26 protein-coding genes and 2 riboswitches are annotated in these 25,507 nt (G+C 66.5%); of the genes, 9 read left to right on the forward strand and 17 right to left on the reverse strand.

Annotated features, from left to right (window positions below; genetic code table 11):
- Positions 1-52 precede the first annotated feature (52 nt).
- Positions 53-997 carry an alpha/beta fold hydrolase gene (locus J2Y55_RS11300; protein WP_310152382.1) on the reverse strand — a complete coding sequence of 315 codons (945 nt, stop codon included), beginning with the start codon at positions 995-997 and terminating at the stop codon, positions 53-55.
- 94 nt (positions 998-1,091) lie between these two features.
- Here J2Y55_RS11300 and J2Y55_RS11305 point away from each other — a divergent pair, with 94 nt between their 5' ends.
- Positions 1,092-1,601: a MarR family winged helix-turn-helix transcriptional regulator gene (locus tag J2Y55_RS11305; protein ID WP_310152385.1), complete on the forward strand. Its 510-nt coding sequence runs from the start codon at positions 1,092-1,094 to the stop codon at positions 1,599-1,601.
- Positions 1,602-1,818: 217 nt separating this feature from the next.
- A complete protein-coding gene (locus tag J2Y55_RS11315; protein WP_310152390.1) occupies positions 1,819-2,109 on the forward strand; it encodes a DUF1330 domain-containing protein in 291 nt (96 codons plus the stop codon).
- Positions 2,110-2,180: 71 nt separating this feature from the next.
- Here the strand turns inward: J2Y55_RS11315 and J2Y55_RS11320 are convergent, their stop codons facing one another.
- Both J2Y55_RS11320 and J2Y55_RS11325 read right to left on the reverse strand, forming a co-directional pair.
- The gene (locus tag J2Y55_RS11320) at positions 2,181-3,197 is read right to left on the reverse strand and encodes an LLM class flavin-dependent oxidoreductase (RefSeq protein ID WP_310152393.1); all 1,017 of its coding nucleotides are present in this window, start codon (positions 3,195-3,197) and stop codon (positions 2,181-2,183) included.
- Between the two features lie 202 nt (positions 3,198-3,399).
- Positions 3,400-3,849 (reverse strand): GNAT family N-acetyltransferase, encoded by a 450-nt coding sequence (locus tag J2Y55_RS11325; RefSeq protein WP_310152395.1) that lies wholly within the window; start codon positions 3,847-3,849, stop codon positions 3,400-3,402.
- Between the two features lie 299 nt (positions 3,850-4,148).
- Here J2Y55_RS11325 and J2Y55_RS11330 point away from each other — a divergent pair, with 299 nt between their 5' ends.
- The gene (locus tag J2Y55_RS11330; RefSeq protein ID WP_310152399.1) at positions 4,149-4,925 is read left to right on the forward strand and encodes a GAF domain-containing protein; all 777 of its coding nucleotides are present in this window, start codon (positions 4,149-4,151) and stop codon (positions 4,923-4,925) included.
- A 196-nt stretch (positions 4,926-5,121) separates the two neighbouring features.
- Here the strand turns inward: J2Y55_RS11330 and J2Y55_RS11335 are convergent, their stop codons facing one another.
- Both J2Y55_RS11335 and J2Y55_RS11340 read right to left on the reverse strand, forming a co-directional pair.
- Positions 5,122-5,607: a peroxiredoxin gene (locus J2Y55_RS11335; protein WP_310152402.1), complete on the reverse strand. Its 486-nt coding sequence runs from the start codon at positions 5,605-5,607 to the stop codon at positions 5,122-5,124.
- Between the two features lie 49 nt (positions 5,608-5,656).
- Complete coding sequence (locus J2Y55_RS11340) at positions 5,657-6,508, reverse strand: protein-disulfide reductase DsbD domain-containing protein (RefSeq protein WP_310152407.1); 852 nt, start codon at positions 6,506-6,508, stop codon at positions 5,657-5,659.
- Positions 6,509-6,687: 179 nt separating this feature from the next.
- Between J2Y55_RS11340 and J2Y55_RS11345 the strand changes: the two genes are divergently transcribed.
- Positions 6,688-7,299, forward strand: a complete 612-nt coding sequence (locus tag J2Y55_RS11345) for a YqgE/AlgH family protein (RefSeq protein WP_103719611.1) — start codon at positions 6,688-6,690, stop codon at positions 7,297-7,299.
- Positions 7,300-7,381: 82 nt separating this feature from the next.
- Here the strand turns inward: J2Y55_RS11345 and J2Y55_RS11350 are convergent, their stop codons facing one another.
- The 12 genes from J2Y55_RS11350 to coxB form a co-directional block, all read right to left on the reverse strand.
- Positions 7,382-10,324, reverse strand: coding sequence for an EAL domain-containing protein (locus J2Y55_RS11350; protein ID WP_404978885.1), 2,943 nt, complete (start codon positions 10,322-10,324; stop codon positions 7,382-7,384).
- A gap of 70 nt (positions 10,325-10,394) precedes the next feature.
- Positions 10,395-10,991 (reverse strand): GNAT family N-acetyltransferase, encoded by a 597-nt coding sequence (locus J2Y55_RS11355; RefSeq protein WP_310152414.1) that lies wholly within the window; start codon positions 10,989-10,991, stop codon positions 10,395-10,397.
- 6 nt (positions 10,992-10,997) lie between these two features.
- Entirely contained in the window at positions 10,998-12,341 is a 1,344-nt protein-coding gene (locus J2Y55_RS11360) for a M16 family metallopeptidase (RefSeq protein WP_310152416.1), read from the reverse strand.
- A complete protein-coding gene (thrC, locus tag J2Y55_RS11365) occupies positions 12,338-13,753 on the reverse strand; it encodes a threonine synthase (RefSeq protein ID WP_310152418.1) in 1,416 nt (471 codons plus the stop codon). The genes J2Y55_RS11360 and thrC overlap by 4 nt, the downstream gene beginning before the upstream one ends.
- A 71-nt stretch (positions 13,754-13,824) precedes the next feature.
- Entirely contained in the window at positions 13,825-14,616 is a 792-nt protein-coding gene (locus J2Y55_RS11370; RefSeq protein WP_310152421.1) for an SURF1 family protein, read from the reverse strand.
- Positions 14,613-14,987 carry a DUF983 domain-containing protein gene (locus J2Y55_RS11375; RefSeq protein ID WP_310152424.1) on the reverse strand — a complete coding sequence of 125 codons (375 nt, stop codon included), beginning with the start codon at positions 14,985-14,987 and terminating at the stop codon, positions 14,613-14,615. The genes J2Y55_RS11370 and J2Y55_RS11375 overlap by 4 nt, the downstream gene beginning before the upstream one ends.
- 80 nt (positions 14,988-15,067) lie before the next feature.
- The gene (locus tag J2Y55_RS11380; RefSeq protein WP_310152428.1) at positions 15,068-15,934 is read right to left on the reverse strand and encodes a cytochrome c oxidase subunit 3; all 867 of its coding nucleotides are present in this window, start codon (positions 15,932-15,934) and stop codon (positions 15,068-15,070) included.
- Positions 15,935-16,001: 67 nt separating this feature from the next.
- On the reverse strand, positions 16,002-16,601 hold the full coding sequence (locus J2Y55_RS11385; RefSeq protein WP_310152430.1) for a cytochrome c oxidase assembly protein: 600 nt from the start codon (positions 16,599-16,601) through the stop codon (positions 16,002-16,004).
- Positions 16,601-16,771 (reverse strand): hypothetical protein, encoded by a 171-nt coding sequence (locus J2Y55_RS11390; protein WP_199579105.1) that lies wholly within the window; start codon positions 16,769-16,771, stop codon positions 16,601-16,603. Before J2Y55_RS11390 ends, J2Y55_RS11385 begins: the two co-directional genes overlap by 1 nt.
- Positions 16,768-17,724: a heme o synthase gene (locus tag J2Y55_RS11395; protein WP_310152437.1), complete on the reverse strand. Its 957-nt coding sequence runs from the start codon at positions 17,722-17,724 to the stop codon at positions 16,768-16,770. The genes J2Y55_RS11390 and J2Y55_RS11395 overlap by 4 nt, the downstream gene beginning before the upstream one ends.
- 166 nt (positions 17,725-17,890) lie before the next feature.
- On the reverse strand, positions 17,891-19,525 hold the full coding sequence (gene ctaD / locus J2Y55_RS11400; RefSeq protein ID WP_310152440.1) for a cytochrome c oxidase subunit I: 1,635 nt from the start codon (positions 19,523-19,525) through the stop codon (positions 17,891-17,893).
- A gap of 96 nt (positions 19,526-19,621) precedes the next feature.
- Positions 19,622-20,467, reverse strand: a complete 846-nt coding sequence (gene coxB / locus J2Y55_RS11405; protein WP_310153319.1) for a cytochrome c oxidase subunit II — start codon at positions 20,465-20,467, stop codon at positions 19,622-19,624.
- A gap of 407 nt (positions 20,468-20,874) precedes the next feature.
- Here coxB and J2Y55_RS11410 point away from each other — a divergent pair, with 407 nt between their 5' ends.
- The 5 genes from J2Y55_RS11410 (at position 20,875) to gcvPA (ending at position 25,483) form a co-directional block, all read left to right on the forward strand.
- On the forward strand, positions 20,875-21,375 hold the full coding sequence (locus tag J2Y55_RS11410; RefSeq protein WP_404978886.1) for an invasion associated locus B family protein: 501 nt from the start codon (positions 20,875-20,877) through the stop codon (positions 21,373-21,375).
- Positions 21,372-22,007 (forward strand): hypothetical protein, encoded by a 636-nt coding sequence (locus J2Y55_RS11415; RefSeq protein WP_310152446.1) that lies wholly within the window; start codon positions 21,372-21,374, stop codon positions 22,005-22,007. Before J2Y55_RS11410 ends, J2Y55_RS11415 begins: the two co-directional genes overlap by 4 nt.
- Positions 22,008-22,147: 140 nt before the next feature.
- A riboswitch (glycine riboswitch) is annotated at positions 22,148-22,247 on the forward strand.
- A riboswitch (glycine riboswitch) is annotated at positions 22,248-22,358 on the forward strand.
- Positions 22,359-22,409: 51 nt separating this feature from the next.
- On the forward strand, positions 22,410-23,573 hold the full coding sequence (gene gcvT / locus J2Y55_RS11420; RefSeq protein WP_310152449.1) for a glycine cleavage system aminomethyltransferase GcvT: 1,164 nt from the start codon (positions 22,410-22,412) through the stop codon (positions 23,571-23,573).
- 29 nt (positions 23,574-23,602) lie between these two features.
- On the forward strand, positions 23,603-23,977 hold the full coding sequence (gene gcvH / locus J2Y55_RS11425; protein WP_310152452.1) for a glycine cleavage system protein GcvH: 375 nt from the start codon (positions 23,603-23,605) through the stop codon (positions 23,975-23,977).
- Between the two features lie 165 nt (positions 23,978-24,142).
- Positions 24,143-25,483, forward strand: coding sequence for an aminomethyl-transferring glycine dehydrogenase subunit GcvPA (gcvPA, locus tag J2Y55_RS11430; protein ID WP_310152455.1), 1,341 nt, complete (start codon positions 24,143-24,145; stop codon positions 25,481-25,483).
- Positions 25,484-25,507 lie beyond the last annotated feature (24 nt).

Raw genomic sequence — 25,507 nt, forward strand, 5'->3', positions numbered from 1 at the left:
TTTCTCCCCTCTTTACGGCCGCTTGCCGCGGCGTCTCGATTGAATGCGGTTTTCAGAGGCTGCGGCTGCGCAGCCAGCCGATCAGTCGGTCGGCGACGACGTCGCTGTTGTCCTCGATCATCGGCATATGGCCGTTGCCGGTGATGCCCTCATCCCGCAGCCAGACGAATTCGGCGCCGAGATAGCGGGCCGTCGCCTCGTCCATGGCCCGCGGATGGCGCGGGTCATGCTCACCGGTCACGATCAGGATCGGGGTGCGCGCAAGCGCGGCCGGGTCGGCGATCCGCAGGCCGCGCCCGCCGATATTGAAGCGCTCGTTGAAGAGCCGGGCGCTCTCGGGAACGATCGAGAGCCGATATTGCGCGAAGGCCTCGTGCGGGAAGCGCGGCGCATTGGCCCAGAAGCTGCGCATGAAGGCATCATCGACCGTGACGGGGCGATCCTCCGGCAGCATCACCGGGCAGCCGAGGCTGACATCGTGGCTCAGCCGGGCGATGGCGGCGGGATCGTCCGGCAGAACCGGCAGGATATTGGCCGGAGCACCCGGCGCGACGCCGATGATGGCGGCAACCGCATGCGGCGCGCGCTCCGCGATCCACCAGCCCATCGGCCCGCTGGCGGAGTGGACGAGCAGGATGGCCGGGCCGACCCTGTCAAGGAGCGCGAGCAGCGCCTCGGCGATGTCGCGGGTCGGCAGCCGCGCGAGGTCCTCGCAAGCCGGCGAGCGCCCATGCCCTGGCCAGTCGACGACGAAGGCGGCATGGCCTGCCGCGGCGAAACGGGCAGCCCAGCCTTCGCGACCGTCGGGCGTTGCGAGATAGCATTGTCCGGTATGGCATCCGCCATGCACCATGACGATCGGCAGGCGAGGCTGCGCTGTCATGGCCGGGACATGGTCGACATAGATCGGATGCGCCGGCGTGCCGCTGAAGAAGGCGCGGCCGTAGGGTGTTGCCGGTGCGACCGCCCGCAAGCCCGCAGGTGCCGTGATGTCCATGCGATCCTCCCCGGGAGATCGCTACGAGGCGATGTCCTCTCATTGCCGGGGATGGTAGGACTGCCGCGTCATGACAGCAACAAAAAAGTCTCATATGAGACCGATATCGGAATCTGATGATGCAGGCGACGGCGAGGACGGGCTGCGGGCCATCCTCAACGGCACGGATATCCCGACCGCCTACAAGATCGGCTACATCCTGAACTTCTACCGCGAGCCGTCATTTCGCCGGATCGAGGCGGAGTTCGGGCTGACGCGGCCGGAGATCGTCATCCTGCTCGCGCTGCATTTCCGCGACGGGATCACGGCGGCCGAGTTCTGCGAGTTCTCCGGCCATCTCAAGGCGGGCGTCAGCCGGGCCGTCATCGCGCTGGAGAAGAAGCAGCTGATCCGCCGGCAGGCCGATAGCGCCGACAGCCGCCGCCAGCGCCTGTTCATCACCGATGCCGGCCGTGCGCTCTACCAGCGCTACGCGCCCGCTTTGCGCAGCCGCGAGGCGGCCATGCTTTCCTGCCTGTCACTGGCGGAGCGCGAGCAGTTCGACCGGTTGCTCGACAAGCTCGCGGCGCATGTGCCGCATTGGGGCTCGCTTTCGGAGCTGTAGGGGGCAAGCGCGCTCGGCCGCCACAAGATCGAGTGGAAATGGGTCAAGGGTTATCGGGATGAGATGAATGAGCGCGCCGGCGCGCTCGCCCGTGCCGGCATGGCGCCGTTCAAGCCGGGTCGGTAGGGCGCACGGGCATGGCGCCGCCCCTTCCCAGCTCGGACCAGATTGTGAGAGGATCGTCGGCCTGAACGGTTCATGTCCACGGAGTCTCGCGATGCCCAAAGCCTATTGGCTCAGTTCCTATCGCTCGGTCAGCAATCCCGACGCGCTCGCGGCCTATGCCAAGCTGGCTGGCCCGGCCATTGCCGCCGGCGGTGGCAGATTCCTGGCGCGCGGCCTGCCGGCACAGGTCTACGAGGCTGGGCTCCAGCAGCGCACCGTCCTCATCGAGTTCGACAGCGTCGCGCAGGCGCAGGCGACCCATGACAGCCCGGCCTATCAGGAAGCCCTGGCTGCGCTCGCCGGCGGAGCGGAGCGCGATCTCCGCATCGTCGAGGGCGTGTAGAGCACGCTGATTTTCCACGGAAACAGACCGTCATCCCGGGGCAAGCCCGGGATGACGGCGATGGCTAAGCCTCAGCGCCAGCCGAGAGCTGGCGCGACATGCTTCAGGATCATCTCGATCACATGGGCGTTGTAGGCGACGCCGAGCTGGTTGGGCACCGTCAGCAGCAGCGTGTCGGCCTCGGCGATCGCCTCGTCCTGCGCCAGTTCCTGGATCAGCTTGTCCGGCTCGGCCGCATAGCTGCGCCCGAAGATCGCGCGGGTGTCGTCGATGAAGCCGATCTGGTCGTCGCCCTGGTTGCCGCCGAAATAGGCGCGGTCGCGGTCGTCCACCAGTGCGAAGATGCTGCGGCTGACCGAGACGCGCGGCTCGCGCGCATGTCCGGCTTCCTTCCAGGCCTCACGATAGGCGCGGATCTGCTTTGCCTGCTGGATGTGGAAGGGCTCGCCGCTCTCGTCGTTCTTGAGCGTCGAACTCTGCAGGTTCATGCCGAGCTTGGCGGCCCAGATCGCGGTGGCGTTGGAGCCGGCGCCCCACCAGATGCGCTCGCGCAGGCCCTCGGAATAGGGTTCGAGCCGCAGCAGCCCGGGCGGGTTGGGAAACATCGGCCGGGGGCTGGGCTTGGCGAAACCCTGGCCACGCAGAAGATCGAGGAAGACCTCGGCGTGCCTGCGGCCCATATCGGCATCGCTCTGGCCCTCTGCCGGCTCATAGCCGAAATAGCGCCACCCATCGATCACCTGCTCCGGCGAGCCGCGGCTGATGCCGAGCTGCAGGCGCCCGCCGGCGATGAGATCGGCGGAGCCGGCATCCTCCACCATATAGAGCGGGTTCTCGTAGCGCATATCGATGACGCCGGTGCCGATCTCGATGCGGCTCGTCCGTGCGCCGACGGCAGCAAGCAGCGGGAAGGGCGAGGCGAGCTGGCGCGCGAAATGGTGCACACGGAAATAGGCGCCGTCCGCGCCCAGCTCCTCGGCCGCAACAGCGAGATCGATCGATTGCAGCAGCGTGTCGCCCGCCGAACGCGTCTGGGATTGCGGCGAGGGCGTCCAATGCCCGAACGAGAGGAAACCGATTGTCTTCATGGCTCGACGCCTGTCGCTGCCCGCGAACGCAGCTGCGCTCCACGGAAAGAGGGATGTCCGAGCGGCTGGCGCGAGCACCATGCCGTCTGACGGATGTGTCCCTCATATAGTGGGCCGCAGCAGCGCTCGGGTTGCATGCACGCACATGCTCCCATGCGCGGGCGCAGTCCCGCGACGGCGACAGGCCGCGCTGGCGAGCGTCTCAGCTCAGCGCCTGCCGATAGACGATGAAGCCGGATTTATCCGCGACCTTGTCGTAGAGCTCCTGCGCCTGCAGGTTCGTCTCATGCGTCTGCCAGTAGACTCGGAAGGCGCCCTTGACCTGGGCCATCTCGCGCACGGCCTCGATCAGCTTGCGCCCGACGCCGCTGCCGCGGGCCTCGGCCACGGTGAAGAGGTCCTGCAGGTAGCAGATGTCCTTCGCGCTCCAGGTCGTGCGGTGCATCACCCAGTGGACGATGCCGAGCGCCTTGCCGTCGCGCTCGGCGATGAAGCCGCCCATCGGCTCCGCGCCGCCGGTGAGGCGGGCGAAGGTCAGCTCGTAGAGCCCCGGCGACAGGGCGCTCTTGTAGAAGGTCAGATAGCCCTCCCAGAGCGGCTCCCAGGCGGCGCGGTCGCTCGCGACGAGCGGACGGATGATGACGTCTGACATGGCTGTGCCCCCAAGATAGGCGCCAAGGCTAGCGCGCTCCCCGGGAGCTGTCTCATGACAAGGCGCGATCGCATCGATCACCGCGGCATGGGCATTTATGCCGCTGGCGCATCTCGCGCCGGTGGGATTGGCTTGCCGAGACAAGCGCGGAGTGCCCTTGTCTGGAGGGAGAGCCGGACCCGCGACGCCCTCTACCCTTCTCCCTCGTCGGGGGAAGGTGGATCGGTGAAGCCGAGGCGGTTTAGCAATAGGCACTCCATTTTTGCAAAATAGTAAGCATTGGGGGCCGAAATCGAGCTGTGAAGCTCATCTTGCCACCAGCCGTCGCGAGTCCCGCGGCCTTGCGAGAGCAAGCGCGTCTTGACGCGCTTGCATCCTATGACGTGTTGGACAGTCCGCCGGAGGAGACCTTCGACAGGCTGACACGCCTGGCGAGGCGCGTCTTCAATGTCCCGATGTCCACCGTCACCTTCATTGACGGCCACCGGCAATGGTTCAAGTCGCAACAGGGCATGACGACCTGCGAGACCGATCGAGAGCCGGCATTCTGCAATATGGCGATCCAGCTGCCGGACGCGTTGATCGTACCGGACGCGACACTCGACGAGCGGTTTTCGGACAATCCATTCGTGCGGGGCGAGCCCTATATCCGGTTTTATGCAGGCGTTCAGCTCCGCTCGCCGGACGGTCATGCGATCGGGACCCTTTGCACGATAGACACCCGCCCGCGCAGCTTCAGCGCCGATGACAGCGCGACATTGGCGGAGATGGGCGGCATCGCCACCGACCTGCTCGGGCTGCGCCGACAGGTTTCTCTGGCGAAGCGGGGCAATCGCCCGCGATCGGGCGACGCTCACGCCGTCATGAAGGCGGGGCGCCTGGTTTTCAACAGAGGCAAAACCTCTCTCAGATGCACCGTTCGATCGCTGTCGCCGGCCGGCGCGGCGGTTGACGTCATGTCGACGGCCGGCATCCCGGATCGGGTTGCCCTGCTGATCGATTCCGACGCGACCTCAAGGCTTTGCGACATTGCTGCGAAAGCCGAACAGCGTCTCGAATTGTTGTTCGAGAGTTGATGACAGGGGCCTACGCCTCACTCCTGCCCCTCTCACTGAACTCGGCCTGCCCGAGTTCAGCACTCAAAGTGTCGAAGTCGGGTTTACCCGATTTCGATGCAGGAGAGGGGATCCCGGCGCCCTTCGCCGGAATCCGGCGCATGAAAAAGCCCGCGGCGCTGGGCGTCGCGGGCTGGTATCTGCGCGGTGGCTCGGCTCAGAGCTGCGTCAGCAGGTTCTCGGCGCCGGAGATGTCGGCCTTGCCCGGGCCTTCCTCGATGTTGAGCGAGGTCACGACGCCGTCCTCGACGATCATCGAATAGCGCTGCGAACGGGTGCCGAGGCCGAAGCCCGAGCCGTCGAGCGAGAGGCCGATTTCCTTGGCGAAGTCGCCATTGCCGTCGGAGAGGAACTCGATCACGCCGGCGCCGCCGGTCGCCTTCGACCAGGCGTCCATGACGAAGACGTCGTTGACGCCGGTGACCATGATCGCGTCGACGCCCTTGGCCCTGATGTCGGCGGCGTTGTTGAGATAGCCCGGCAGATGGTTCTTGTGGCAGGTCGGCGTGAAGGCGCCGGGAACGGCGAAGAGCACGACCTTCTTGCCCTTGAACAGGTCGTCGGTCGTCTTGGCGGCGGGGCCGTCCGCGGTCATCACCCGGAACGTCGCCTGGGGAAGCTTGTCACCTACCTTGATGGTCATCGCGCCTGTTCTCCGTGAAGCCTGCGGCCAGCGCCGCGAGGCTCACGAATTAGGGCTTGGCGGCGGGGATGTCGAGTTCCAGCCGCGTCTCGACGGCATTCGGCGAGCCGCGTAATGTGACGATGAACGGTGTCGGCCCAGATGCGCCCTTGGGCCTGTCCTTGAGCCTGACCTTGGCGAGGACGGTTCCGTCGGCCTGCGGGAACAGCATGGCCTTGCCGAAGGACCACATGCCGGGCCCCTCGACGAAGACATCCTCGACTTTGCCGTCGGGCGGCGTGCGCAGCATGAATTTGAGGCCCGGCACGGGCGAGGTTTCATCCAGCCGCGCCTCGGCGATCGACAGCATGTCCTTATGCTCGCCGAGCTTGGCGCGCACCGGGACACGCGCCTCGAACTGCTCCAGCCGCGGCGAGGTCACCGATGTGACGCCGGGCTCCAGCCAGAGCCGGGCCTCGCCCTTGGTGGGAATGCAGATCTTCTCGCAGACGGCATAGTCGAGCTTGAGCACCAGCATGACGGGCTTGGCCGGGTCGACCGGCTGCACCGAGACCGGGATGACGACCTCGCCGACATAGCCCAGCGAATAGCCGGCGCCGTCAGGGAAGCGCTCGGGCGCCGGCCAGCGCACGTCGAGGCCGCCGACATTGTCCGAGCCACTCCAGTCGAAAACCGGCGGCACGCCGAAATCGCCGGGGCTGCGCCAATAGGTCTTGTAGCCAGGGGCCAGCGCGATCTCGATGCCGACGCGTTGTTTGCCCGAAGCTGCGGTCGCGCCCGCGATCAGGCGCAGCGACGCATTGTCGCCCTTCGACCATGACGACATCACCGCCTCCTGCGCGAGGGCAGGGGCGCTCAGCGCCGAAGCGGCGATCACGAGCAAGGTCAAAACGAGTTTCACGATGCTGACTTATGTGTTCCGGCGCGAAATAGCGAATTCAGTCCGCTCATTTTCGACAACGATTGCGTGAAGCGCATGTGCCCAGTGGATGAAGCATGATTGGGGCGCAATCGCGATGTCCGATTTTCATGCACGTCCCCCGGTTCCCAGCGCGGGGGAAAGTGATCTAGCATGGAGCCATGAAGATTGGCTCAAATCAGCGCGTGAGCGGCCGCAGCTATCTCGACGGGCAATGCTTGATCGCGATGCCCGGCATGACCGACGCGCGTTTCAGTCGCAGCGTCATCTATGTCTGCGCCCATTCCGAGGATGGGGCGATGGGGATCATCGTCAACAAGCCGGCCGCCGACACCAAGTTCCCCGACCTCCTGGTCCAGCTCGACGTCATCCCCTCGGACGAGCTGATCCGCCTGCCGAGCCAGGCCGAGCGCATGCAGGTGCTGCGCGGCGGGCCGGTCGAGACCAAACGCGGCTTCGTGCTCCACACCGCTGATTTCTTCCTGGAATCGGCGACGCTGCCGATCGATGACGGTATCTGCCTGACGGCGACGCTCGACATCCTGCGCGCCATCGCCATCGGCAGCGGGCCGGAGAACGCGATCCTTGCGCTGGGCTATGCCGGCTGGGCTGCAGGCCAGCTCGAGAGCGAGATCCAGTCGAATGGCTGGCTGCATTGCGCGGCTGACCCGGAGTTGCTCTTCGACGACGGCATCGAGACGAAATATCACCGCGCGCTGGGCAAGATCGGCATCGACCCGGCCTTCCTGTCGAGCCAGGCCGGGCACGCCTGAGCATCTCCGTCACGCTCGGGCTCGACCCGAGAATCTCTGGCACGAGGTGCTCGGGTCGAGCCCGAGCATGACGCAGCTGCCTCTATGCCGCCTCGGACGAGCTCGCCGCCGCCGCCCCGACCAGGCGCCTCGCCTCGGCCGCAGTCATCGGCTGGCCGAAGATGTAGCCTTGCGCGTATTGGCAGCCGAGCTGGTAGAGCTCGATCGCGTCGGACTCGCTCTCCGCGCCCTCCGCGACCACGTCCATGTGCAGATCTGCGGCGAGCTGGACGATCGAGCGCAGGATCACCGGCGGCTTGCCGTTGCCCATCTGACGCACGAAACTCTGGTCGACCTTGATCGTGTCGAAGGGGAAGCGCTGCAGATAGGACAGCGAGGAGTAGCCGGTACCGAAATCGTCCAGCGACAGCCCCGCGCCGAGATCGCGGATGCGGCTGAGCATCTGCGCCGCATATTCCGGGTTCTCCATCACCAGGCTCTCGGTGATTTCGAGCTTGAGGGTGCCGGGCAGCACGCGCCGGCGGCCGAGCACGGTCTTGACGTCGTGCAACAGGTCGTGACGCAGCAATTGCCGGCTGGAGACGTTGACGCTGGCGAAGATCGGCGGGTCGACCTCGAGCGCCGCCTGCCAGGCTTCCAGCTCGCGCGCCGTGCGGTCCATGACATAAACGCCGAGATCGACGATCAGCCCGGTTTCCTCGGCGATGGCGAGGAAGTCCTGCGGCATCAACCGTCCCTCGCGCGGATGGTCCCAGCGCACCAGCGCCTCGAAGCCGGCGATGGTGCGGTCTTCCAGCCGGACGATCGGCTGGTACATCACCTGGATCTCGCCGCGCTCGATGGCGCGGCGCAGATCGCTTTCGAGCGCCAGCCGGTCGTTGCGGTCGGTCCGCATCGCCGGCACGAAGACCTCGATCTTGTTGCCGCCCTGGCGCTTGGCATGGGCCATGGCGAGCTCGGCGTTCTTCAGCGCATCGTCCTTGCGCGCGGCGGGCGCAGGGTCGAACAGGGCTAGCCCGATCGAGGGCGTCAGGAAGATTTCCCGCTCCGCGAAGGTCACCGGCGTCGAGACGGCGCGGCGCACCAGCTCGGCCAGCGCCAGGATGCGCTCGGGGTCGCGCTCCGAGACCAGGATCATCGCAAAGGTGTCGCCGCCGATGCGGGCGAGCGTGTCCTGCGCCCTGAGAAGCCGCCCGAGCCGGCGCGCCAGCGTCAGCAGGATCGAATCGCCGGCGGAGAAGCCGACGGATTCGTTGACCTGCTTGAACCGGTCGATGTCGATCACGATCACGGTGGGACGGATGTTTTCATCCGCGCGGCAGAAGCCGAAGATCGCGCCCAGCCGGTCCTGGAAGAGCTTGCGATTGGGCAGGCCGGTGAGGTTGTCGTGGACTGCGTCGTGCAGCAGCCGCTCCTGCGCGGTGCGCTGCTCGGTGACATCCGACAGCGTACCGATGACGCGGATGACCTCGCCGTCGGAGCCGATGACCGGCCGCGCCTTGAGGTTGAACCAGTGATAGGCGCCATTGGCCGAGCGCAGGCGGGAATCGAGGTTGAGCTTGCCGCGGCGCTGCTCCAGCACCGCGTCGAGCGTGACGCGGTAACGGTCGCGATCGGCGACATGCATGTGTTCGAGCCAGCGCGCCGCCGAGCCTTCGAGCGAGCCGCGCGGCAATCCGAGCAGCGCCTCGATCTGCGGGGAGACGAAGATCTTGTCGGCAGTGACGTCCCAGTCGAAGACGAGGTCCCCGGCGCCCGAGAGCGCGAGCGCCCGCCGCTCCGTATCCGAGACCAGGCCTTGCGAGACCGCGCCGCCGGCGAAAGCATGCTGGATCACGGTGAAGCCGATCAGCAGCACGATCAGCACCAGGCCGCCCAACAAGGCAGGCGCGACCAAATCGCGTTGAAATTGCCCGGTCACGGTGAAGCCGGCGGCGGTGACCCAGACCGCGAGCAGGAACCAGGTCGGGATCAGCATCACGGCGCGCTCATAGCCATGCGTCGCCAGATGCAGGATCAGGACGAAGCCGACCGCCGCGACCGCCGCGATCGAGATCCGAGCGATGCCTGACGCCATCGGCGCGTCGAATACGGCAAGCCCGAAGAGCCCGGCGAGGCCGAGGATCCAGACGATGGTGACGTGGCTGTAGCGCACATGCCAGCGCGCGAGATTGAGATAGGCGAAGAGGAAGACGAGCAGCGTCGCTGCCAGCACCACCTCCGCGCCGGCGCGATAGATCCGTTCGATCGCGGGAGTCAGCGGAAAGATGCGCTGGAAGAAGCCGAAATCGAGCCCGGCATAGGCCAGCACGGCCCAGGCCAGCGCAGCAGCGGCGGGAAAGATCACCGCGCCCTTGACCACGAAGATGATGGTCAGGAACAGCGCCAGCAGGCCGGCGATGCCGATGATGATGCCCTTGTAGAGCGTCAGCCCGTTGGTTTTCTGGCGATAGGCCTCCTGCTCATAGAGATAGAGTTGCGGCAGGTTCGGCGATTTCAGCTCGGCGACGAAGGTCACCGTCGTGCCGGGGTCGAGCGTGATCAGGAAGACGTCCGCATCCGGGCTTGCTTCGCGGTCGGGGGAGAGGCCCTGGCTCGCAGTCACGGCCTCGATGCGCCGATCGCCGAGATCGGGCCAGATCACGCCTGAGCCGATCAGCCTGTGGAAGGGCGCGACCAGCAATCGGTCGATCTGCTCGTCGGAGTCATTGGTCAGCGCGAAGACGATCCAGTCCGGCCGCGCACCGGATTCGCGCGCCCTGACCGCGATGCGGCGCACGATGCCGTCGGGCCCCGGCGCGGTCGAGATCTGGATGACGTCGCCATCCGACTTGTTGCGCTCCACCACATTGGTCAGGTCGATCACCGCGGTGTCGACGGGAACGCGCACAGCTTCCACGGCAAGCGCCGGGCTCGCCGTCTCGACGGCGAACCAGAGCGCGAGGCCGGCAAGCGCGAGGCCAATCCGGAGAAGTCGATCAGGAATGGACAAACGCGACTCGGAGCTGGGGCGGAAAGCGATCATTCGAATTCTAGTAACCAGTCGTATCGGTGGCTCATGGCGAGGGCAAGGCGAGGAATCGGCCAGCCCACCGTCACTTTTCCATCGGCAGACGGTCGCTGGACAGGGCAGCATAGAGCAGATGATCGGCCCAGGAGCCGTTGATGCGCAGATAGGCCCGCGCCATGCCCTCGCTTTGGAAGCCGACCCGCTCCAGCAGGCGCTTCGACGGTTCGTTGTTGGGCAAGCACGCAGCCTCGACGCGGTGCAGGGCGAGATCCTGGAAGGCGAAGCGCAAGGCGCCGCGCACGGCCTCGGTCATGTGGCCCTTGCCGGCATGGCGCTCGCCCATCCAGTAGCCGAGCGTGCAGGCCTGGGCGACGCCGCGCCTGACGAGGCCGAGGGTCAGCCCGCCGAGCAGGATGTCCGAGCGCGTGTCGAAGATGAAAAGCGAATAGGCTTCGTCGGTCGTGATCTCGCGGGCGGCGCGCTTGACCCGGAGGCGGAAGGAGGTGCGCGTCAGATCGTCCTCGTTCCAGACCGGCTCCCATGGCGTCAGGAATTCGCGGCTCTCCATGCGCAGCACGGCCCAGGCGGCGTAGTCGGTTGCAACAGGCGCGCGCAGCGCGAGGTTCTGCGTGCGGATCAGCGGGCGCGTCGGGGGATCCGTCGAGAAGCGGAAGAGCGCCATCGCGGTTCAGTCCGGGACCCGTGCTGCGTGGAGCAGGCGCTGGGCCGGTGGCAGGCCCTGCAGCGGTCCGACCGCAGCGATCGTCGGCTGGTGGCCGAGCAGCGAGCGCCCGGCGGCGCGGACGTCTTCCAGGGTCACCGCATCGAGCCGCGCGGCAAGCTCTTCGCGCGGGATGGCGCGGCCGAAGAGCAGGACCTGGCGTGCCATCTGCTCCAGCTTGCCGCCGGGGCTTTCGAGCGAGGCCAGAAGCCCGACCTTCATCTGCGCCCGGGCACGCGCGACCTCGACCTCGCTGACATCCTCAGCCGCCTGGCGCAGGCAGGCGAGCGCGACATCGATCAATTCGCCGACATCCTCGGGCGCGGTGCCGGCGCTGATGCCGAACACGCCACAATCCGAGAAGGGCCAGTGGAAGGCGTCGACCGCATAGGCGAGGCCGCGCTGCTCGCGGACCTGCTGGAACAGCCGCGACGACAGCCCGCCGCCGAGCACCGAGGAGAAGATCTGCAGCGGGTAATGCGCGCCATTGCTGAAGGGCTGGCCGGGAAAGCCGAGGACGAGATGGACCTGCTCTTCGTCGCTCTTGATCCGGGCCTCGCCGCCGCGATAGTGGCCCGTCTCGCGGGGGGCGGCGGTGGCGGGGCCCGGGAGCAGGGTGGAGAGGTGCTTTTCCGCCAGGGCGACGAGTTCGGCATGGTCGACGGCGCCCGACGCCGCCAGCACCATATTGCCGGCATGATAGTGCCGCGCCAGATAGGCGCGGATCGCATCGGGCGTGAAACCCTTGACCGTCTTGGCCGTGCCCAGGATCGGCCGGCCGAGAGGCTGGTCCGGAAAGGCCGCCTGCAGGAAGCGATCATAGACGAGGTCGTCGGGCGTATCCTGGACGGCGCTGATCTCCTGCAGGATCACGCCCTTCTCGCGCTTGAGCTCTTCGGCGGTCAGCGCCGGCGCGGTCAGGATGTCGGAGAGGATGTCGACGGCCAGCGGCAGGTCGGAGCCGAGCACACGGGCGGTGTAGCAGGTGTATTCGACTGATGTCGCGGCGTTGAGATCGCCACCGACGCTCTCGATCTCCTCGGCGATCTCGAGCGCATTGCGCCGCGCCGTGCCCTTGAAGGCCATGTGCTCGAGCAGATGGGCGAGGCCGTGCTCATGGGGCAGCTCGTCGCGCGAGCCTGCGCCGATCCAGATGCCGAGCGAGACGGTCACGGCGTGGTCCATATGCTGCGAGACGATGCGCAGGCCCGATGGCAGCGTCGTCAGCCCGACATCGGGGTCGTGCGCGCCATGGCCGTTGCCGGTCGGGGCCGCGATGTCGGCTGTCTCGGCCGGGCCGGTCGCGCTCATGCCGCCGCTCCCCTGACCGCGCGCGCATTCTGCCGCACGAAATCCTCGATGCGGGCGAGATCGTTCGGCAGCAAGGTGAAGCGCTCCTGGCGTTCCATCAGATCGGCGAGATGGGCCGGCAAAGCAGGCGAGACGCCGCTCGCCGCCTTCACCGCCACGGGGAATTTCGCGGGATGGGCCGTGCCGAGCACGATCATCGGCGTGGCCGGATCGGCCTCAAGGCCGCGCCGCGCCGCACTGAGGCCCACCGCCGTATGCGGATCGAGCAGATAGCCCGCCTCGCGCCAGGTCCGGTCGATCTCGGCGGCGGTCTGCGCCTCGTCGACCGCGGTGGCGTCGAATTCATTGCGGATTTTCGCCAAGGGCCCGGCGGCGATCTCGAAACGGCCGGATTGCTGCAGCGATTGCATCAAACGGCGCACGGCAGCGCCGTCGCGGTCATGCGCCTCGAACAGCAGACGCTCGAAATTCGACGAGATCTGGATGTCCATCGAGGGCGAGGTCGTCGCGGCGACGCCGCGCATCTCGTAGACGCCGCTCGCCAGCGTCCGCGCCAGGATGTCGTTGCTGTTGGTGCCGATCAGCAATCGTTGGATCGGCAGCCCCATGCGCTTGGCGACGAAGCCGGCGAGCACATCGCCGAAATTACCGGTCGGCACGGCGAAGGAGACCTTGCGCGCCGGTCCGCCAAGCGCCACCGCCGAGGTGAAGTAGTACACGCTCTGCGCCGCGACCCGGGCCCAATTGATCGAGTTGACGCCCGACAGACCGATCTCGTCGCGGAAGGCGTGGTGGTTGAACATCGCCTTCAGCAGATTCTGGCAATCGTCGAAGGTGCCGTCGACCGCGATGGCGTGGACATTGGGCGCATCGACCGTCGTCATCTGCCGGCGCTGCACATCCGAAACCCGCCCCTGCGGGTAGAGGATGAAGACATCGACGCGGGCAAGACCCTTGAAGGCGTCGATCGCCGCCCCGCCAGTGTCGCCCGAGGTCGCGCCGACGATGGTGGCGCGCTCGCCGCGCAAGGCCAGGACATGGTCCATCAATCGCCCGAGCAACTGCATCGCCACGTCCTTGAAGGCGAGCGTCGGGCCGTGGAAGAGTTCGAGCACGAAGAGATTGTCGGCGAGCTGCGTCAGCGGGCAGACGGCCGGATGCCGGAAGCCGGCATAGGCCTCCTTGATCATCTCGCCCAGCGCCTTGGTCTCGATGTCGCCATCGGTCAGCGCACCGAGAACACGTTCGGCGACCTGCGTATAGGATTTTCCGGCAAAGCCCGCGATCTCGCCCTGCGGCAGGACAGGCCAGGACTTCGGTACATAAAGCCCGCCATCGCGGGCAAGCCCGGCGAGAAGAGCGTCGGAAAAGGAGAGCGCGGGCGCTTCCCCGCGAGTGGACTCGTGCAGCACTGTGTTTGGTCTCGGTGATCCCAGCTGATGCTATAGGCTGCTCTGCCGGTTTGGGCAAAACCGGCTGCGCATCACGGCACTGCGTTGCCGGCCTTGTGCGCCTGCGGGAGCTTGCGCGCCTGCAAGACGAAGGCCACGAACACCCCCAGCAGCGTCAGCGCCAGCCCGAACCAGGTCAGCGCATATTGCAGGTGGTTGTCGGGAATCCGGGCGATCAGCTCCTTGGGGTCGACCCCGGCAGGCGGGGTCAGGCCGTCGCCCTGGCGTTCGGCTTCGAGATAGAAGGAGGGGCCGCCGCTCAAGCCCAGCGAGGCTGCGATGGCGGCGGGATCGCGCGTATAGAACTCGCGCTGGGCGGGCAGATCGTTGGGTGTGAAGGCGTTGCGCACCTCTGCCGCGCGCAGGAAGCCGGTGACGGTCGCCGGGCCCGCTGCGGGCTTGATCTCGCCGAGCCTGTTCTCCGGCACGAAGCCGCGATTGATCAGGATCGTGCCGCCATCGGCCAGTCGGAAGCCCTGGAAGACCCAGCGCCCGAAGCCGGAGAGCTGGCGCGTGCCCGGCCCGCCGGAGGCGATCGTGGTGCGCACGCTGGCGAAGGGGCCGTCGATGAAGGCTCCGCTTGCCGCAACGCGCGTCAGGTCGAGCTTAACGGGGTCGAGCGTGAGCCAGTCGGCGGTAGCGGGCATGGCGGCGGGGGCGCCGGCGGCCTGCGCCTCCAGTCGCGCGATGAAGTCGTGCTTCTCGGTCATGCGTTCGAGCTGCCAGGCTCCAAGCGCGCAAAGCACCAGCGTGCCGATGACCGTCAGGATCGCCGGAGCGAGCAAGCTGGGGCGGCGCCGGGCGGGGAGGGCCTCGCCGCTCATTTCTCCAGCCTGCCCTCTTCCGCCTTGTTGACATATTGCAGGGCGACCGCGAGCCCCTTCATCGGGCGCAGCAGGGCCAGGCAGACGATCACGGCGAGCGGCAGCCAGATCATCATATGCACCCAGATCGGCGGCTCATAGGCAATCTCGACATAGAGCGCCGCGCCCAGCACGGCAAAGCCCGCGATCAGCATGATGAAGACGGCCGGCCCATCGGCCGAATCGGCGAAGGCGAAGTCGAGCCCGCAGGCGGCGCAGCGCGGGCGCACCTTGAGAAAGCCGTCGAACAATTTGCCTTCGCCGCAGCGCGGGCAGCGGCCGGTCAGCCCCGTGGTATAGGGCGAGGGCAAACTATGGTGTTCGTCGGCCATGGCGGCCTCCATCATGTGACTTCAAAGCACAAAGGCGGCCTTGCGGCCGCCTTTGCCATATCAGTGCCTGCGGCCGCTCGTCAGTGCGCGCCAGCGGCGGCGTGGGCGCCCGCGCCCCAGACATAGATCGAGGCGAACAGGAACAGCCAGACCACGTCGACGAAATGCCAGTACCAGGCGGCGAATTCGAAGCCGAGATGCTGGTCGGGTTTGAAATGGCCGAGATAGGCCCGGTAGAGGCAGACCGCGAGGAAGATCGTGCCGATGATCACATGCGCGCCGTGGAAGCCGGTCGCCATGAAGAAGGTCGCGCCATAGACGTTGCCGCTGAAGGCGAAGGCCGCGTGCGAATACTCATAGGCCTGGCAGAGCGTGAACAGGATGCCGAGGATCACGGTGAGCCAGAGGCCTTGCTTCAGCCCCTTGCGGTCGCCCTCGATCAAAGCGTGATGTGCCCAGGTCACGGTGGTGCCGGAGGTCAGCAGAATCAGCGTGTTGAGCAGCGGCAGATGCCAGGGGTCGAAAGTCTCGATGCCCTTGGGCGGCCAGACGCCGCCGGTGAACTCATGGCGGGTGAAGTTGATCGCCTCGTAGCTGAACAGGCTGGCGTCGAAATAGGCCCAGAACCAGGCCACGAAGAACATCACCTCGGAGGCGATGAACATGATCATGCCGTAGCGATGGTGCATCTGCACCACCTTGGTGTGGTAGCCGTCCTTCTCGGCCTCGCGGACCACGTCCATCCACCAGGCGAGCATGGTGTAGAGCACGCCGAGCAGGCCGATGCCGAAGACCATGGGGCCGAGCTTCATGCCGCCCAGCAGCATGGCCTTCATCCACATCACGGCGCCGATCGCCATCACCGTCGCGCTGGTCGCGCCGACGAGCGGCCACGGGCTCGGGTCGACGAGATGGTAGTCGTGGTTCTTGGTATGGGCCCCGGCCATGTATCAGTCTCCGCGTCCGACTTTATCTGCGCAGCGCTTCGGCTTCGCTCGTATTAGGTTTGACTAGTTACAGGTTTGACTTGGCCGCGTCACCCTTGCCCTCGGCGACGGGCTGGCCCGCCTTCGACTGGAAATAGGTGTAGGACAAGGTCATCGAATTGACGCCGTCGAGGTCGCGATTTCCGGCGATCTCCGGGTCGATGTAGAAAACCACCGGCGCCTCCAGGCTCTCGCCCGGCTGCAGCGTGTGCTCGGTGAAGCAGAAGCACTGGATCTTGACGAAATAGGCCGCGCCCTTCTCGGGCGCGATGTTGAAGGTCGCGATCCCGGTCGAAGTGCGGCTGGTGCGGTTGGTGATCTTGTAGAACACCGTCTGCGTCTGGCCGACGCGCAGGCTGATCTCGGGGCTCTCGGGCGTGAAGGTCCAGCCCAGCCCGGGCGCGACATTGGCGTCGAAGCGCACGGCCATGGTCCGGTCGAGGATCACGCCCGCGCCGGCCGTGCCGACCATCGGCGTGCCGCCGAAGCCCGTCGCCTTGCAGAACATGTCGTAGAGCGGCACCGAGGCAAAGGCCAAGCCGGTCATGCCCATGGCGACGCCGGCACAGATCAGCGCGGTGCGCCGCAGGTTCGCGGGCTGTCCGCGAGGCGCAGGGGCGGGCGCCATTACAGCGGCCTGTTCATGATCGCGGGGCCGGTCTTCACCAGCGTCACCACGAAGAAGAACACGACGAGGCCGGCGAGCACGAGCGCAAGCGCCACCGAGCGACGCTTGCGGCGCGCCAGATCCTCTGGCGTGAAAGCCGGTGCTTTCGGGCGCTTGGGAGCCTCGCTCATCCGATCACCTTGGGCAGTGCCCACATCAGACCGAGGCTGTTCTCGGCGAGCAGCACGGCAAACAGCAGGAAGAGATAGAGGATAGAGAAGCCAAACAGCGCATAGCAGGCCTTGCTGGCGGCCTCGCCCTGCGTCGTGCGCAGCACGCGCACCGCAAGGCCGATCATGGCCAGGCCCGTGATCACGGAGACGACAAGATAGATCAGCCCGCCGAAGCCCATCAGGGCGGGCAGCACGGCGACGGGCGCCATCACCAGCGAATAGGCCATGATCTGGCGACGCGTCGCGGCGGCTCCGGCGACATTGGGCAGCATCGGGATGCCGGCGCGGGCGTAGTCCTCGGACTTCACCAGGGCCAGCGCCCAGAAATGCGGCGGCGTCCACAGGAAGATGATCGCGAACAGCACGAGCGAGTGCATGCCGAAATCGCCGGTCACCACCGCCTCGCCGATCATCGGAGGGAAGGCGCCGGCCGCGCCGCCGATGACGATGTTCTGCGGCGTCCAGCGCTTCAGCCACATCGAATAGATCACGGCGTAGAAGAAGATCGTGAAGGCGAGCATGCCGGCCGCCAGCAGGTTGGCAACGAGACCGAGCACGAGCACGGAGCCGACCGACAGGGTCAAGCCGAAGGCCAGCGCCTCCGAGGGCAGGATGCGGCCGGCCGGAATCGGGCGCTTGGCGGTGCGCGCCATCAGCACGTCGATGTCGGCGTCGTACCACATGTTGAGGCAGCCCGAGGCGCCGGCCCCGACGGCGATCGCCAGCAGGGCGGCGAGGCCGATCACCGGATGCACGGAGCCAGGCGCCGTCGCCATGCCGCCGAGCGCGGTGACCACGACGAGAAGCATCACGCGCGGCTTCAGCAGCTCGAAGAAGTCGCGCGCCTCTCCCGTGGAGGTCAGCGCGCCACCTTCGGTGCGAGGATCGATCCTGTCGAACGCAGCGGACATCGGATTCAGGTCAATTCACTTGTTGCGGCACCCCTTGGGGCGCGATGGGCTTTCGGCGGAAGCGAGCCAGGGCAGAAGAAGCTTTGGCCGCCCGTCTCCGGAACGCCTCGACAGGCGCTCGGGAGAGGGGCGGCGGCGGGCCCCGATGAGCCCGCCGCCGGTTGGATCAGTGGTCCGAGCCGGTGATGCGCGGCAGGGTTTCGAACTGGTGGAAGGGCGGCGGCGAGGGCAGCGTCCATTCCAGAGTCGTGGCGCCTTCACCCCAGGGATTGTCCCCGGCGAGGACTTTCTTCGAGAAGGCGGCGTAGACGCCGTAGAAGAAGATCAGCAGGCCGGCGGCGAAGATGTAGGAGCCGATCGACGAGATGAAGTGCCAGTGCGTGAAGGCGTCGGGATAGTCGGCATAGTGACGCGGCATGCCGGCCAGGCCGAGGAAGTGCTGCGGGAAGAACAGCACGTTGGCGCCGATGAAGGCGACGTAGAAGTGCAGCCTGCCGATCCAGTCCGGGATGACGTAGCCGCTCATCTTCGGGAACCAGTAGTAGAAGCCCGCGAAGATGCCGAACACGGCGCCCAGCGACAGCACGTAGTGGAAATGCGCCACGACGTAATAGGTCGCGTGCAGCGAGCGGTCGACGCCGGCATTGGCCAGCACGACGCCGGTGACGCCGCCGACGGTGAACAGGAAGATGAAGCCGTTCGCCCACAGCATCGGCGCGGTGAAGCGAATCGAGCCGCCCCACATCGTCGCGATCCAGGAGAAGATCTTCACGCCCGTCGGCACCGCGATGACCATCGTCGCGAAGACGAAATAGCGCTGCGTGTTGAGCGAGAGGCCGGCGGTGTACATGTGGTGCGCCCACACGATGAAGCCGACGACGCCGATCGCGACCATGGCGTAGGCCATGCCGAGATAGCCGAAGATCGGCTTTTTCGAGAATGTCGAGATGATGTGGCTGACGATGCCGAAGGCCGGCAGGATCATGATGTAGACTTCGGGGTGGCCGAAGAACCAGAACAGGTGCTGGTAGAGGATCGGGTCGCCGCCGCCGGCCGGGTCATAGAAGGTCGTGCCGAAATTGCGGTCGGTCAGCAGCATGGTGATGGCGCCGGCGAGCACCGGCAGCGCCAGCAGCAGCAGGAAGGCGGTGACCAGCACCGACCAGGCGAAGAGCGGCATCTTGTGCAGCGTCATGCCTGGAGCGCGCATGTTCAGGATGGTGGTGATGAAATTGATCGCGCCCAGGATCGAGGCCGCGCCGGCGAGGTGGAGCGCCAGGATGCCGAAATCGACGGAGGGGCCGGGATGGCCGGCCGAGGAGAAGGGCGGATAGATCGTCCAGCCGGTGCCGACGCCATGGGCGCCGGGAGCGCCTTCCACGAACATCGAGATGATCAGCAGCACGAAGCCGGCGACCGTCAGCCAAAACGAGATGTTGTTCATGCGCGGGAAGGCCATGTCCGGCGCGCCGATCATCAAGGGCACGAACCAGTTGCCGAAGCCGCCGATGACGGCGGGCATGACCATGAAGAAGATCATGATCAGGCCGTGGCCGGTGACGAAGACGTTGTAGCTCTGGCCGTTGGCGAAGATCTGGAGCCCCGGCTGCTGCAGCTCGATGCGCATCATGATCGACAGGAAGCCGCCGACGAGGCCCGCCATGATCGAGAAGCACAGATAGAGCGTGCCGATGTCCTTGTGGTTGGTGGACAACAGCCAGCGGCGCCACCCGGTCGGGTGGTGCTCGTGGCCGGCATCGTCATGTCCGTGGCCATGGGCGTCGTGAGCCGCAGTTGCCATGGGGTGGTCTCCTTATGCGAATCGGGTTCGCTACAGTCGGTCGATCGAGTTGCGCCGCAGCAGTGGCCGGGCGGCAAACGGTTCGTAAAACGGCGCCTATTGGCCGACGGCGGCGACCTTGTTGGTCGCGTCGTCGGCATTGGCGAACTTCTTCTTCGAATCGGCGAGCCAGGCGGCGTATTTCTCGGCGCTGACGACCCGGAAGGCGATCGGCATGTAGGAATGGTTCTGCCCGCAGATGAACGAGCACTGGCCGTAATAGATGCCCTCGCGGTCGGCCTTGAACCAGGTTTCGTTCAGGCGGCCGGGGATGGCGTCGATCTTGATGCCGAAGGACGGCACCGTGAACTTGTGGATCACGTCGGCGCCGGTGACCTGGATGCGTACGATCTTGCCGACGGGGACCACGGCCTCGTTGTCGACGGCGAGCAGGCGGGGGGCCTCGGCGGCGGCGATCTTGTTGGTGCTGATCGCCTCGGCGCGCTGCTTTTCGTCCAGCATCAGCGAGTCGAAGCCGAAGGCGCCGCCATCCTGCGGGTACTCATAGGACCAGTACCACTGCTTGCCGGTGACCTTCACGGTGAGGTCGGCCTGGGGAATCTCGAGCTGCAGCTTGAGCAGGCGGAAGGAGGGGATCGCGATGACGACCAGGATCAGGACCGGGATCACCGTCCAGGCGACTTCGAGCAGCGCGTGATGCGTCGTCTTCGAGGGAACCGGGTTCGCCTTCTCGTTGAAGCGCCAGGCGACATAGACCAGGAGCCCCAGCACGAAGACCGAGATGATGAAGATGATGACGTTCAGCCAGTTGTGGAACCAGTGAATGTATTCCGAGACCTCGGTCGCCGGCCCCTGCAGATTCATCTGCCAGTCGCTGGGCATCCCGGTGCCGGCCAGGGCGGCGTCGGGGAGAAGCGCCGTCGCTCCGGCCGCAAGGGCCATGGCGGCCACGGTTGCAAGGGTCCTGCTCAGAAATCGCATCGGTCCGACCTAGCTCCTCATCATGCCCGCTTCGGAACGCCCTGATCGAAAGGCGTCCGTGCGACAAAGTTACGACCCAGCGGCCCACCTTGCACTTCGGCATTGCGATAAATCAAAGATCACGCTTGCGCCAGTGGGGCAATGCGGGCCTTCCACGCATGCCGTGCGGCATAATCGCGCGAGGTCGTATGTCGCGGCGGGCTCGGCTTTGGGCTCTCGCCTTGACAGGACAGGGCCTGCATGGTCCCAACACGGGCATGATTTGGCGAGGGCGGCGCGCGCCGGGGCGCTGACCGGCTTTTCGCCTGAATTCGGCTGCTTTATTCGTCACGCCCGGCGGCGTGCGCCGGTTTGGAGGTTAGGCAGGGATGGGCAAGATGATCGGACGCGTCCTCGCGACCGCGCTGGCCGCCTGCAGCGGCAGCGGCGCTGCGCTGGCCCAGGGCGCGGTCAAGTCGACGCATGGCGACTGGCAGATGCGCTGCGAGGTGCCGCCCGGCGCCAAGGCCGAGCAATGCGCGCTCGTGCAGAATGTCGCGGCCGAGGACCGGCCGAACCTGACGCTGCTCGTCATCGTGCTCAAGACGGCCGATCAGAAGAGCCGGCTATTGCGCGTGGTCGCGCCGCTCGGCGTGCTCTTGCCCTCGGGGCTGGGCTTGAAGATCGACGACAAGGATATCGGCCGGGCCGGCTTCGTGCGCTGCCTGACCACCGGCTGCGTCGCCGAGGTGGTGATGGACGATGCGCTGCTCGGCCAGCTCAAGACCGGCAAAAGCGCCACATTCATCGTGTTCCAGACACCCGAGGAGGGCGTGGGCATCCCCGTCTCGCTTTCCGGATTCGGCCCCGGCGTGGAGACCTTGCCGTGATTGACGCGACATTCAGCCGGCCGCAGTGGCTGATTCTTCCTGTCTTGTGTGTCGGCCTCGCCGGCTGCGGTTCGTCCGGCTCCTCCTCGGGAGAGCCGAGCGCGTTCCAGAAATTCAGCAATGTCGTGATGTTCCAGTCCACGACCGTGCCGCCGGCGCCGCCGAAGACGCAGGGCGAGGTCCAGAAGGAGCGTCAGGACGAAGAAGAGTCGCTGGTCTGCCCCGAGGTGATCATTGCCGATGGCGGCGCCGCGATGCGCGCCCAGTCGGGCACTGACAGCGGCAGCCTGCGCCATCAAATTTCGATTCTGAATGTTGCGCGCGAATGCACGGCGACGGGCAATGGCGGCTACAATCTCAAGGTTGGCGTCGAGGGCCGCGTGCTGCTCGGCCCGGCCGGTGCACCAGGCAGCTATTACGCGACCCTGATGACCACGGTCACGCGTGGCACGACCTCGGTGGCGCGCCGCTCGGCCCGCGTCGGCGGAACGATCGCCAGCGGCCAGGGCGGCGTCGATTTCTCCTATGTCGAGCAGGGCATCGTGGTCCCGCCCGGCCGCGGCGATGTCGAGATCACCGTCGACCTCTCGCCCGCCGGCGCCGCGCCGGCCGCGCACAGACGGCGCAGGTAAGGCGTTTTCGAGCGAAGCGGGTACCGGTCCGCGCGAAGAAGCCGCTCCAGCGCTGCGTGGAAAATCGCGTTGCCTGCCGCGAAACGAGGCAGCCGCCCGATTGACTCAAGGGCTGCCTCCAGTATGTCTGCCTATAGCCGCACATCCCCGCGGGAGAGACCGTGTCCGGACTTGTCCGGATTCGGCGCCGAAGGCGCAACCGCCCCGGAAACGCTCAGGCAAAAGGACCGCTAGGGGAGTTGGCGCTCTGGAAAGTGGTGGAAGCGATTCCGCCCACCGACGGGTGTAACCTGTCCGGCTGACGACGCCGGAATGGGGAAATCTCTCAGGTTCCGAGACAGAGGGGGCGCGCTCCGGACAGTTCCGTCCGGGGCTTGCGCTTGACTCTGGAAGGGGCCCTCCATGGCTGCCGAAGCCGATACCGCGACTGCTCATGCATCGCCCGAGACCCCGTCGCTCAGGACCGCGCTCCATTCCCGCCATGTCGCGCTCGGCGCCCGCATGGTGCCTTTCGCCGGCTACGACATGCCGGTGCAGTACCCCAGCGGCATCCTGACCGAGCATAACTGGACGCGTGAGAAGGCCGGGCTCTTCGACGTCTCGCATATGGGCCAGGCCTTCCTGGTCGGTCCCGATCACGAGACCACGGCGCGCGCGCTGGAAGCCCTGATTCCCGCCGACATCCTCAATCTCGCCCCCGGCAAGCAGCGTTATTCGCAGCTCCTGAACGAGGAGGGTGGCATCCTCGACGATCTGATGGTGACGCGCTCGCTCGACCCCGATGAGGACGGCGCGCTCTATCTCGTCGTCAACGCCGCCTGCAAGACCGAGGACTACGCCCATATCGAGGCGCGGCTGCCGGCCAATGTGAAGCTGATCCGGGCCGAGCATCGCGGCCTGATCGCGATCCAGGGACCCGCCGCCGCCGAGGCGCTGGCCGTGCTCGCGCCCGAGGCCGCCGAGATGGGCTTCATGACCTCGCGCAGCATGAAGGTCGCCGGCATCAAGGCCAATCTCAGCCGCTCCGGCTATACCGGCGAGGATGGCTACGAGATCTCGGCTGCCGCGAACAAGATCGGCGAGATCTGGGACACGCTGCTGCTCGACGCCCGCGTCAAGCCGATCGGGCTCGGCGCGCGTGATTCGCTCAGGCTGGAGGCTGGCCTGTGCCTCTACGGTCATGACATCGACACCACGACCTCGCCGGTCGAGGGCGCGCTGACCTGGTCGATCCAGAAGCGCCGGCGCGAGGAGGGCGGCTTTCCCGGTGCTGCCCGCATCCAGCGCGAATTCGCTGAGGGGCCGGCGCGCGTCCGCGTCGGGCTGCTGCCGGAAGGGCGCGCTCCGGCTCGCGAGGGCGCCGAGATCGCCACGCCCGAGGGCGAGATCGTCGGCAAGGTTACCTCTGGCGGCTTTGGCCCGACGCTGAACGCGCCCTGCGCCATGGGCTACGTCGCCAAGGCGCATTCTGCTCCCGGCACGCGGCTTGATCTGATCGTGCGCGGCAAGCCGCTGTCGGCGGTCGTCGCCGCGATGCCCTTCGTGCCCAACCGCTACAAGCGCTGATCCCGATTCCCTTTCCAGGAGACAAGACCATGGCCGAGACCCGCTACACCAAGGACCACGAATATATCCGCATCGAGGGCGACACCGGCACGGTCGGCATCAGCGACTATGCCCAGGCGCAGCTTGGCGACGTCGTCTTCGTCGAATTGCCTGCCATCGGCAAGGCCGTGACCAAGGGCGGCGAAGCGGCCGTGGTCGAGAGCGTCAAGGCGGCGTCCGAGGTCTATGCGCCGGTCTCCGGCGAGGTCGTCGCCGTCAACAGCGATCTTGAGGCCTCGCCCGGCACGGTCAATGAGGATCCGGCCGGCAAGGGCTGGTTCGTCAAGCTCAAGCTCAGCGACGCCGCCGAGCTCGAGGGCCTGATGAGCGAGGCCGAGTACCAGGATTACGTCAAGACGCTTTGAACGGTGTCATCCCGCATGCGCTGCGGCACGAAAGTGCTGCTGCGCTGAAGCGGGATCGCTCTCCGGATAAGGCGCCTTCTCGTCATACGATCCCGTGTCTGCGCAGCGGCACTTTCGTGCCGCAGCGCACACGGGATGACACCCAACTCACCACGGAAGCACCCCATGCGCTACCTCCCCCTTACCGACACCGACCGGATCGACATGCTCGCCCGCATCGGCGTTCCCGATGTCGATGCGCTGTTCAGCGACGTACCGGCGGGCAAGCTCCTGACCGCGCCGCTCGATCTGCCTCGCTCCAAGGGTGAGCTCGAGGTCGAGCGCATCATGGGGCGCATCGCGGCCAAGAGCGTGGCCGCCTCTTCCGTGGCCTTCTTCGTCGGGGCCGGAGCCTACAAGCATCATGTCCCGGCGACGGTGGATCACCTGATCCAGCGCTCGGAATTCCTGACCAGCTACACGCCCTACCAGCCCGAGATCGCGCAGGGCACGCTGCAATATCTCTTCGAGTTCCAGACCCAGGTCGCGGCGCTCACCGGCATGGAGGTCGCCAACGCCTCGATGTATGACGGCTCGACCGGCACCGGCGAAGCCGTGCTGATGGCTCACCGCGTCACCAAGCGCCGCAAGGCCCTGCTGTCGGGCGGCCTGCACCCGCATTACGCCGAGGTGGTGAAGACGCTCTCCGAGATGGCGAGCGACGAGGTCGTGGCGCTGAAGCCCGATGTCGCGGCCGATGAGGACATCCTCGCCCAGATCGACGACGAGACCTCCTGCGTCGTCGTGCAATCGCCCGACGTCTTCGGCAATCTGCGCGACCTCGCCCCGATCGCCGCGAAGGCGCAGGCCCATGGCGCCTTGCTGATCGCGGTCGTCACCGAAGTGGTTTCGCTCGGCGCGATCACCTCGCCCGGCGAGATGGGGGCCGACATCGTCGTCGGCGAAGGCCAGTCGATCGGCAACGCATTGAATTTCGGCGGCCCCTATGTCGGGCTCTTCGCTGCCAAGTCGAAATATGTCCGCCAGATGCCGGGCAGGCTCTGCGGCGAGACGGTGGACGCCGACGGCCAGCGCGGCTTCGTGCTGACGCTCTCGACCCGCGAGCAGCATATCCGCAGGGACAAGGCGACCTCGAACATCTGCACCAATTCCGGCCTCTGCGTGCTCGCCTTCACCATCCACATGACGTTGCTCGGCCAGGCCGGGTTGTCGCGGTTGGCCGAGGTCAACCACGCCAACGCGGTCAAGCTCGCCGACATGCTGGGCGGGGTGAAGGGCGTCACCGTGCTCAATGAGAGCTTCTTCAACGAGTTTACCGTGAAGCTGCCGAAGCCCGCCGCCGCGGTGGTCGAAGCGCTGGCCGAAAAGGGCGTGCTCGCCGGCGTGCCGGTCTCGCGGCTGTTGCCCGGCGCTGGGCTCGATGACCTGCTGATCGTGGCGAACACCGAAGTGAATACGGATGATGATCGTGACGCCTTCGTCGCGCGGCTGCGCGAGGTTCTCTGACGTTTAACGGAAGGAACGGCTCTC

The organism is Allobosea sp. BE125, from assembly GCF_031456075.1.
In the GTDB taxonomy this organism is placed as follows: domain Bacteria; phylum Pseudomonadota; class Alphaproteobacteria; order Rhizobiales; family Beijerinckiaceae; genus Allobosea.

What these genes read in the sequence shown, in the direction of transcription:
- coxB (WP_310153319.1), bottom strand. Translation starts at nt 20,467, where the DNA reads ATGGCCCTTGCGGCCGGAGCGACGGCGCTTCTCCCCGACGCCGCCCTG.
- gcvH (WP_310152452.1), top strand. Translation starts at nt 23,603, where the DNA reads ATGGCCGAGACCCGCTACACCAAGGACCACGAATATATCCGCATCGAG.
- J2Y55_RS11350 (WP_404978885.1), bottom strand. Translation starts at nt 10,324, where the DNA reads ATGATCGCTTTCCGCCCCAGCTCCGAGTCGCGTTTGTCCATTCCTGAT.
- J2Y55_RS11370 (WP_310152421.1), bottom strand. Translation starts at nt 14,616, where the DNA reads ATGAGCGGCGAGGCCCTCCCCGCCCGGCGCCGCCCCAGCTTGCTCGCT.
- J2Y55_RS11345 (WP_103719611.1), top strand. Translation starts at nt 6,688, where the DNA reads ATGAAGATTGGCTCAAATCAGCGCGTGAGCGGCCGCAGCTATCTCGAC.
- J2Y55_RS11325 (WP_310152395.1), bottom strand. Translation starts at nt 3,849, where the DNA reads ATGTCAGACGTCATCATCCGTCCGCTCGTCGCGAGCGACCGCGCCGCC.
- J2Y55_RS11360 (WP_310152416.1), bottom strand. Translation starts at nt 12,341, where the DNA reads ATGAGCGCGACCGGCCCGGCCGAGACAGCCGACATCGCGGCCCCGACC.
- J2Y55_RS11355 (WP_310152414.1), bottom strand. Translation starts at nt 10,991, where the DNA reads ATGGCGCTCTTCCGCTTCTCGACGGATCCCCCGACGCGCCCGCTGATC.
- J2Y55_RS11390 (WP_199579105.1), bottom strand. Translation starts at nt 16,771, where the DNA reads ATGAGCGAGGCTCCCAAGCGCCCGAAAGCACCGGCTTTCACGCCAGAG.
- J2Y55_RS11300 (WP_310152382.1), bottom strand. Translation starts at nt 997, where the DNA reads ATGGACATCACGGCACCTGCGGGCTTGCGGGCGGTCGCACCGGCAACA.
- J2Y55_RS11335 (WP_310152402.1), bottom strand. Translation starts at nt 5,607, where the DNA reads ATGACCATCAAGGTAGGTGACAAGCTTCCCCAGGCGACGTTCCGGGTG.
- gcvPA (WP_310152455.1), top strand. Translation starts at nt 24,143, where the DNA reads ATGCGCTACCTCCCCCTTACCGACACCGACCGGATCGACATGCTCGCC.
- gcvT (WP_310152449.1), top strand. Translation starts at nt 22,410, where the DNA reads ATGGCTGCCGAAGCCGATACCGCGACTGCTCATGCATCGCCCGAGACC.
- J2Y55_RS11315 (WP_310152390.1), top strand. Translation starts at nt 1,819, where the DNA reads ATGCCCAAAGCCTATTGGCTCAGTTCCTATCGCTCGGTCAGCAATCCC.
- J2Y55_RS11385 (WP_310152430.1), bottom strand. Translation starts at nt 16,601, where the DNA reads ATGGCGCCCGCCCCTGCGCCTCGCGGACAGCCCGCGAACCTGCGGCGC.
- J2Y55_RS11320 (WP_310152393.1), bottom strand. Translation starts at nt 3,197, where the DNA reads ATGAAGACAATCGGTTTCCTCTCGTTCGGGCATTGGACGCCCTCGCCG.
- ctaD (WP_310152440.1), bottom strand. Translation starts at nt 19,525, where the DNA reads ATGGCAACTGCGGCTCACGACGCCCATGGCCACGGACATGACGATGCC.
- J2Y55_RS11410 (WP_404978886.1), top strand. Translation starts at nt 20,875, where the DNA reads ATGGGCAAGATGATCGGACGCGTCCTCGCGACCGCGCTGGCCGCCTGC.
- J2Y55_RS11395 (WP_310152437.1), bottom strand. Translation starts at nt 17,724, where the DNA reads ATGTCCGCTGCGTTCGACAGGATCGATCCTCGCACCGAAGGTGGCGCG.
- J2Y55_RS11305 (WP_310152385.1), top strand. Translation starts at nt 1,092, where the DNA reads ATGAGACCGATATCGGAATCTGATGATGCAGGCGACGGCGAGGACGGG.
- J2Y55_RS11380 (WP_310152428.1), bottom strand. Translation starts at nt 15,934, where the DNA reads ATGGCCGGGGCCCATACCAAGAACCACGACTACCATCTCGTCGACCCG.
- J2Y55_RS11375 (WP_310152424.1), bottom strand. Translation starts at nt 14,987, where the DNA reads ATGGCCGACGAACACCATAGTTTGCCCTCGCCCTATACCACGGGGCTG.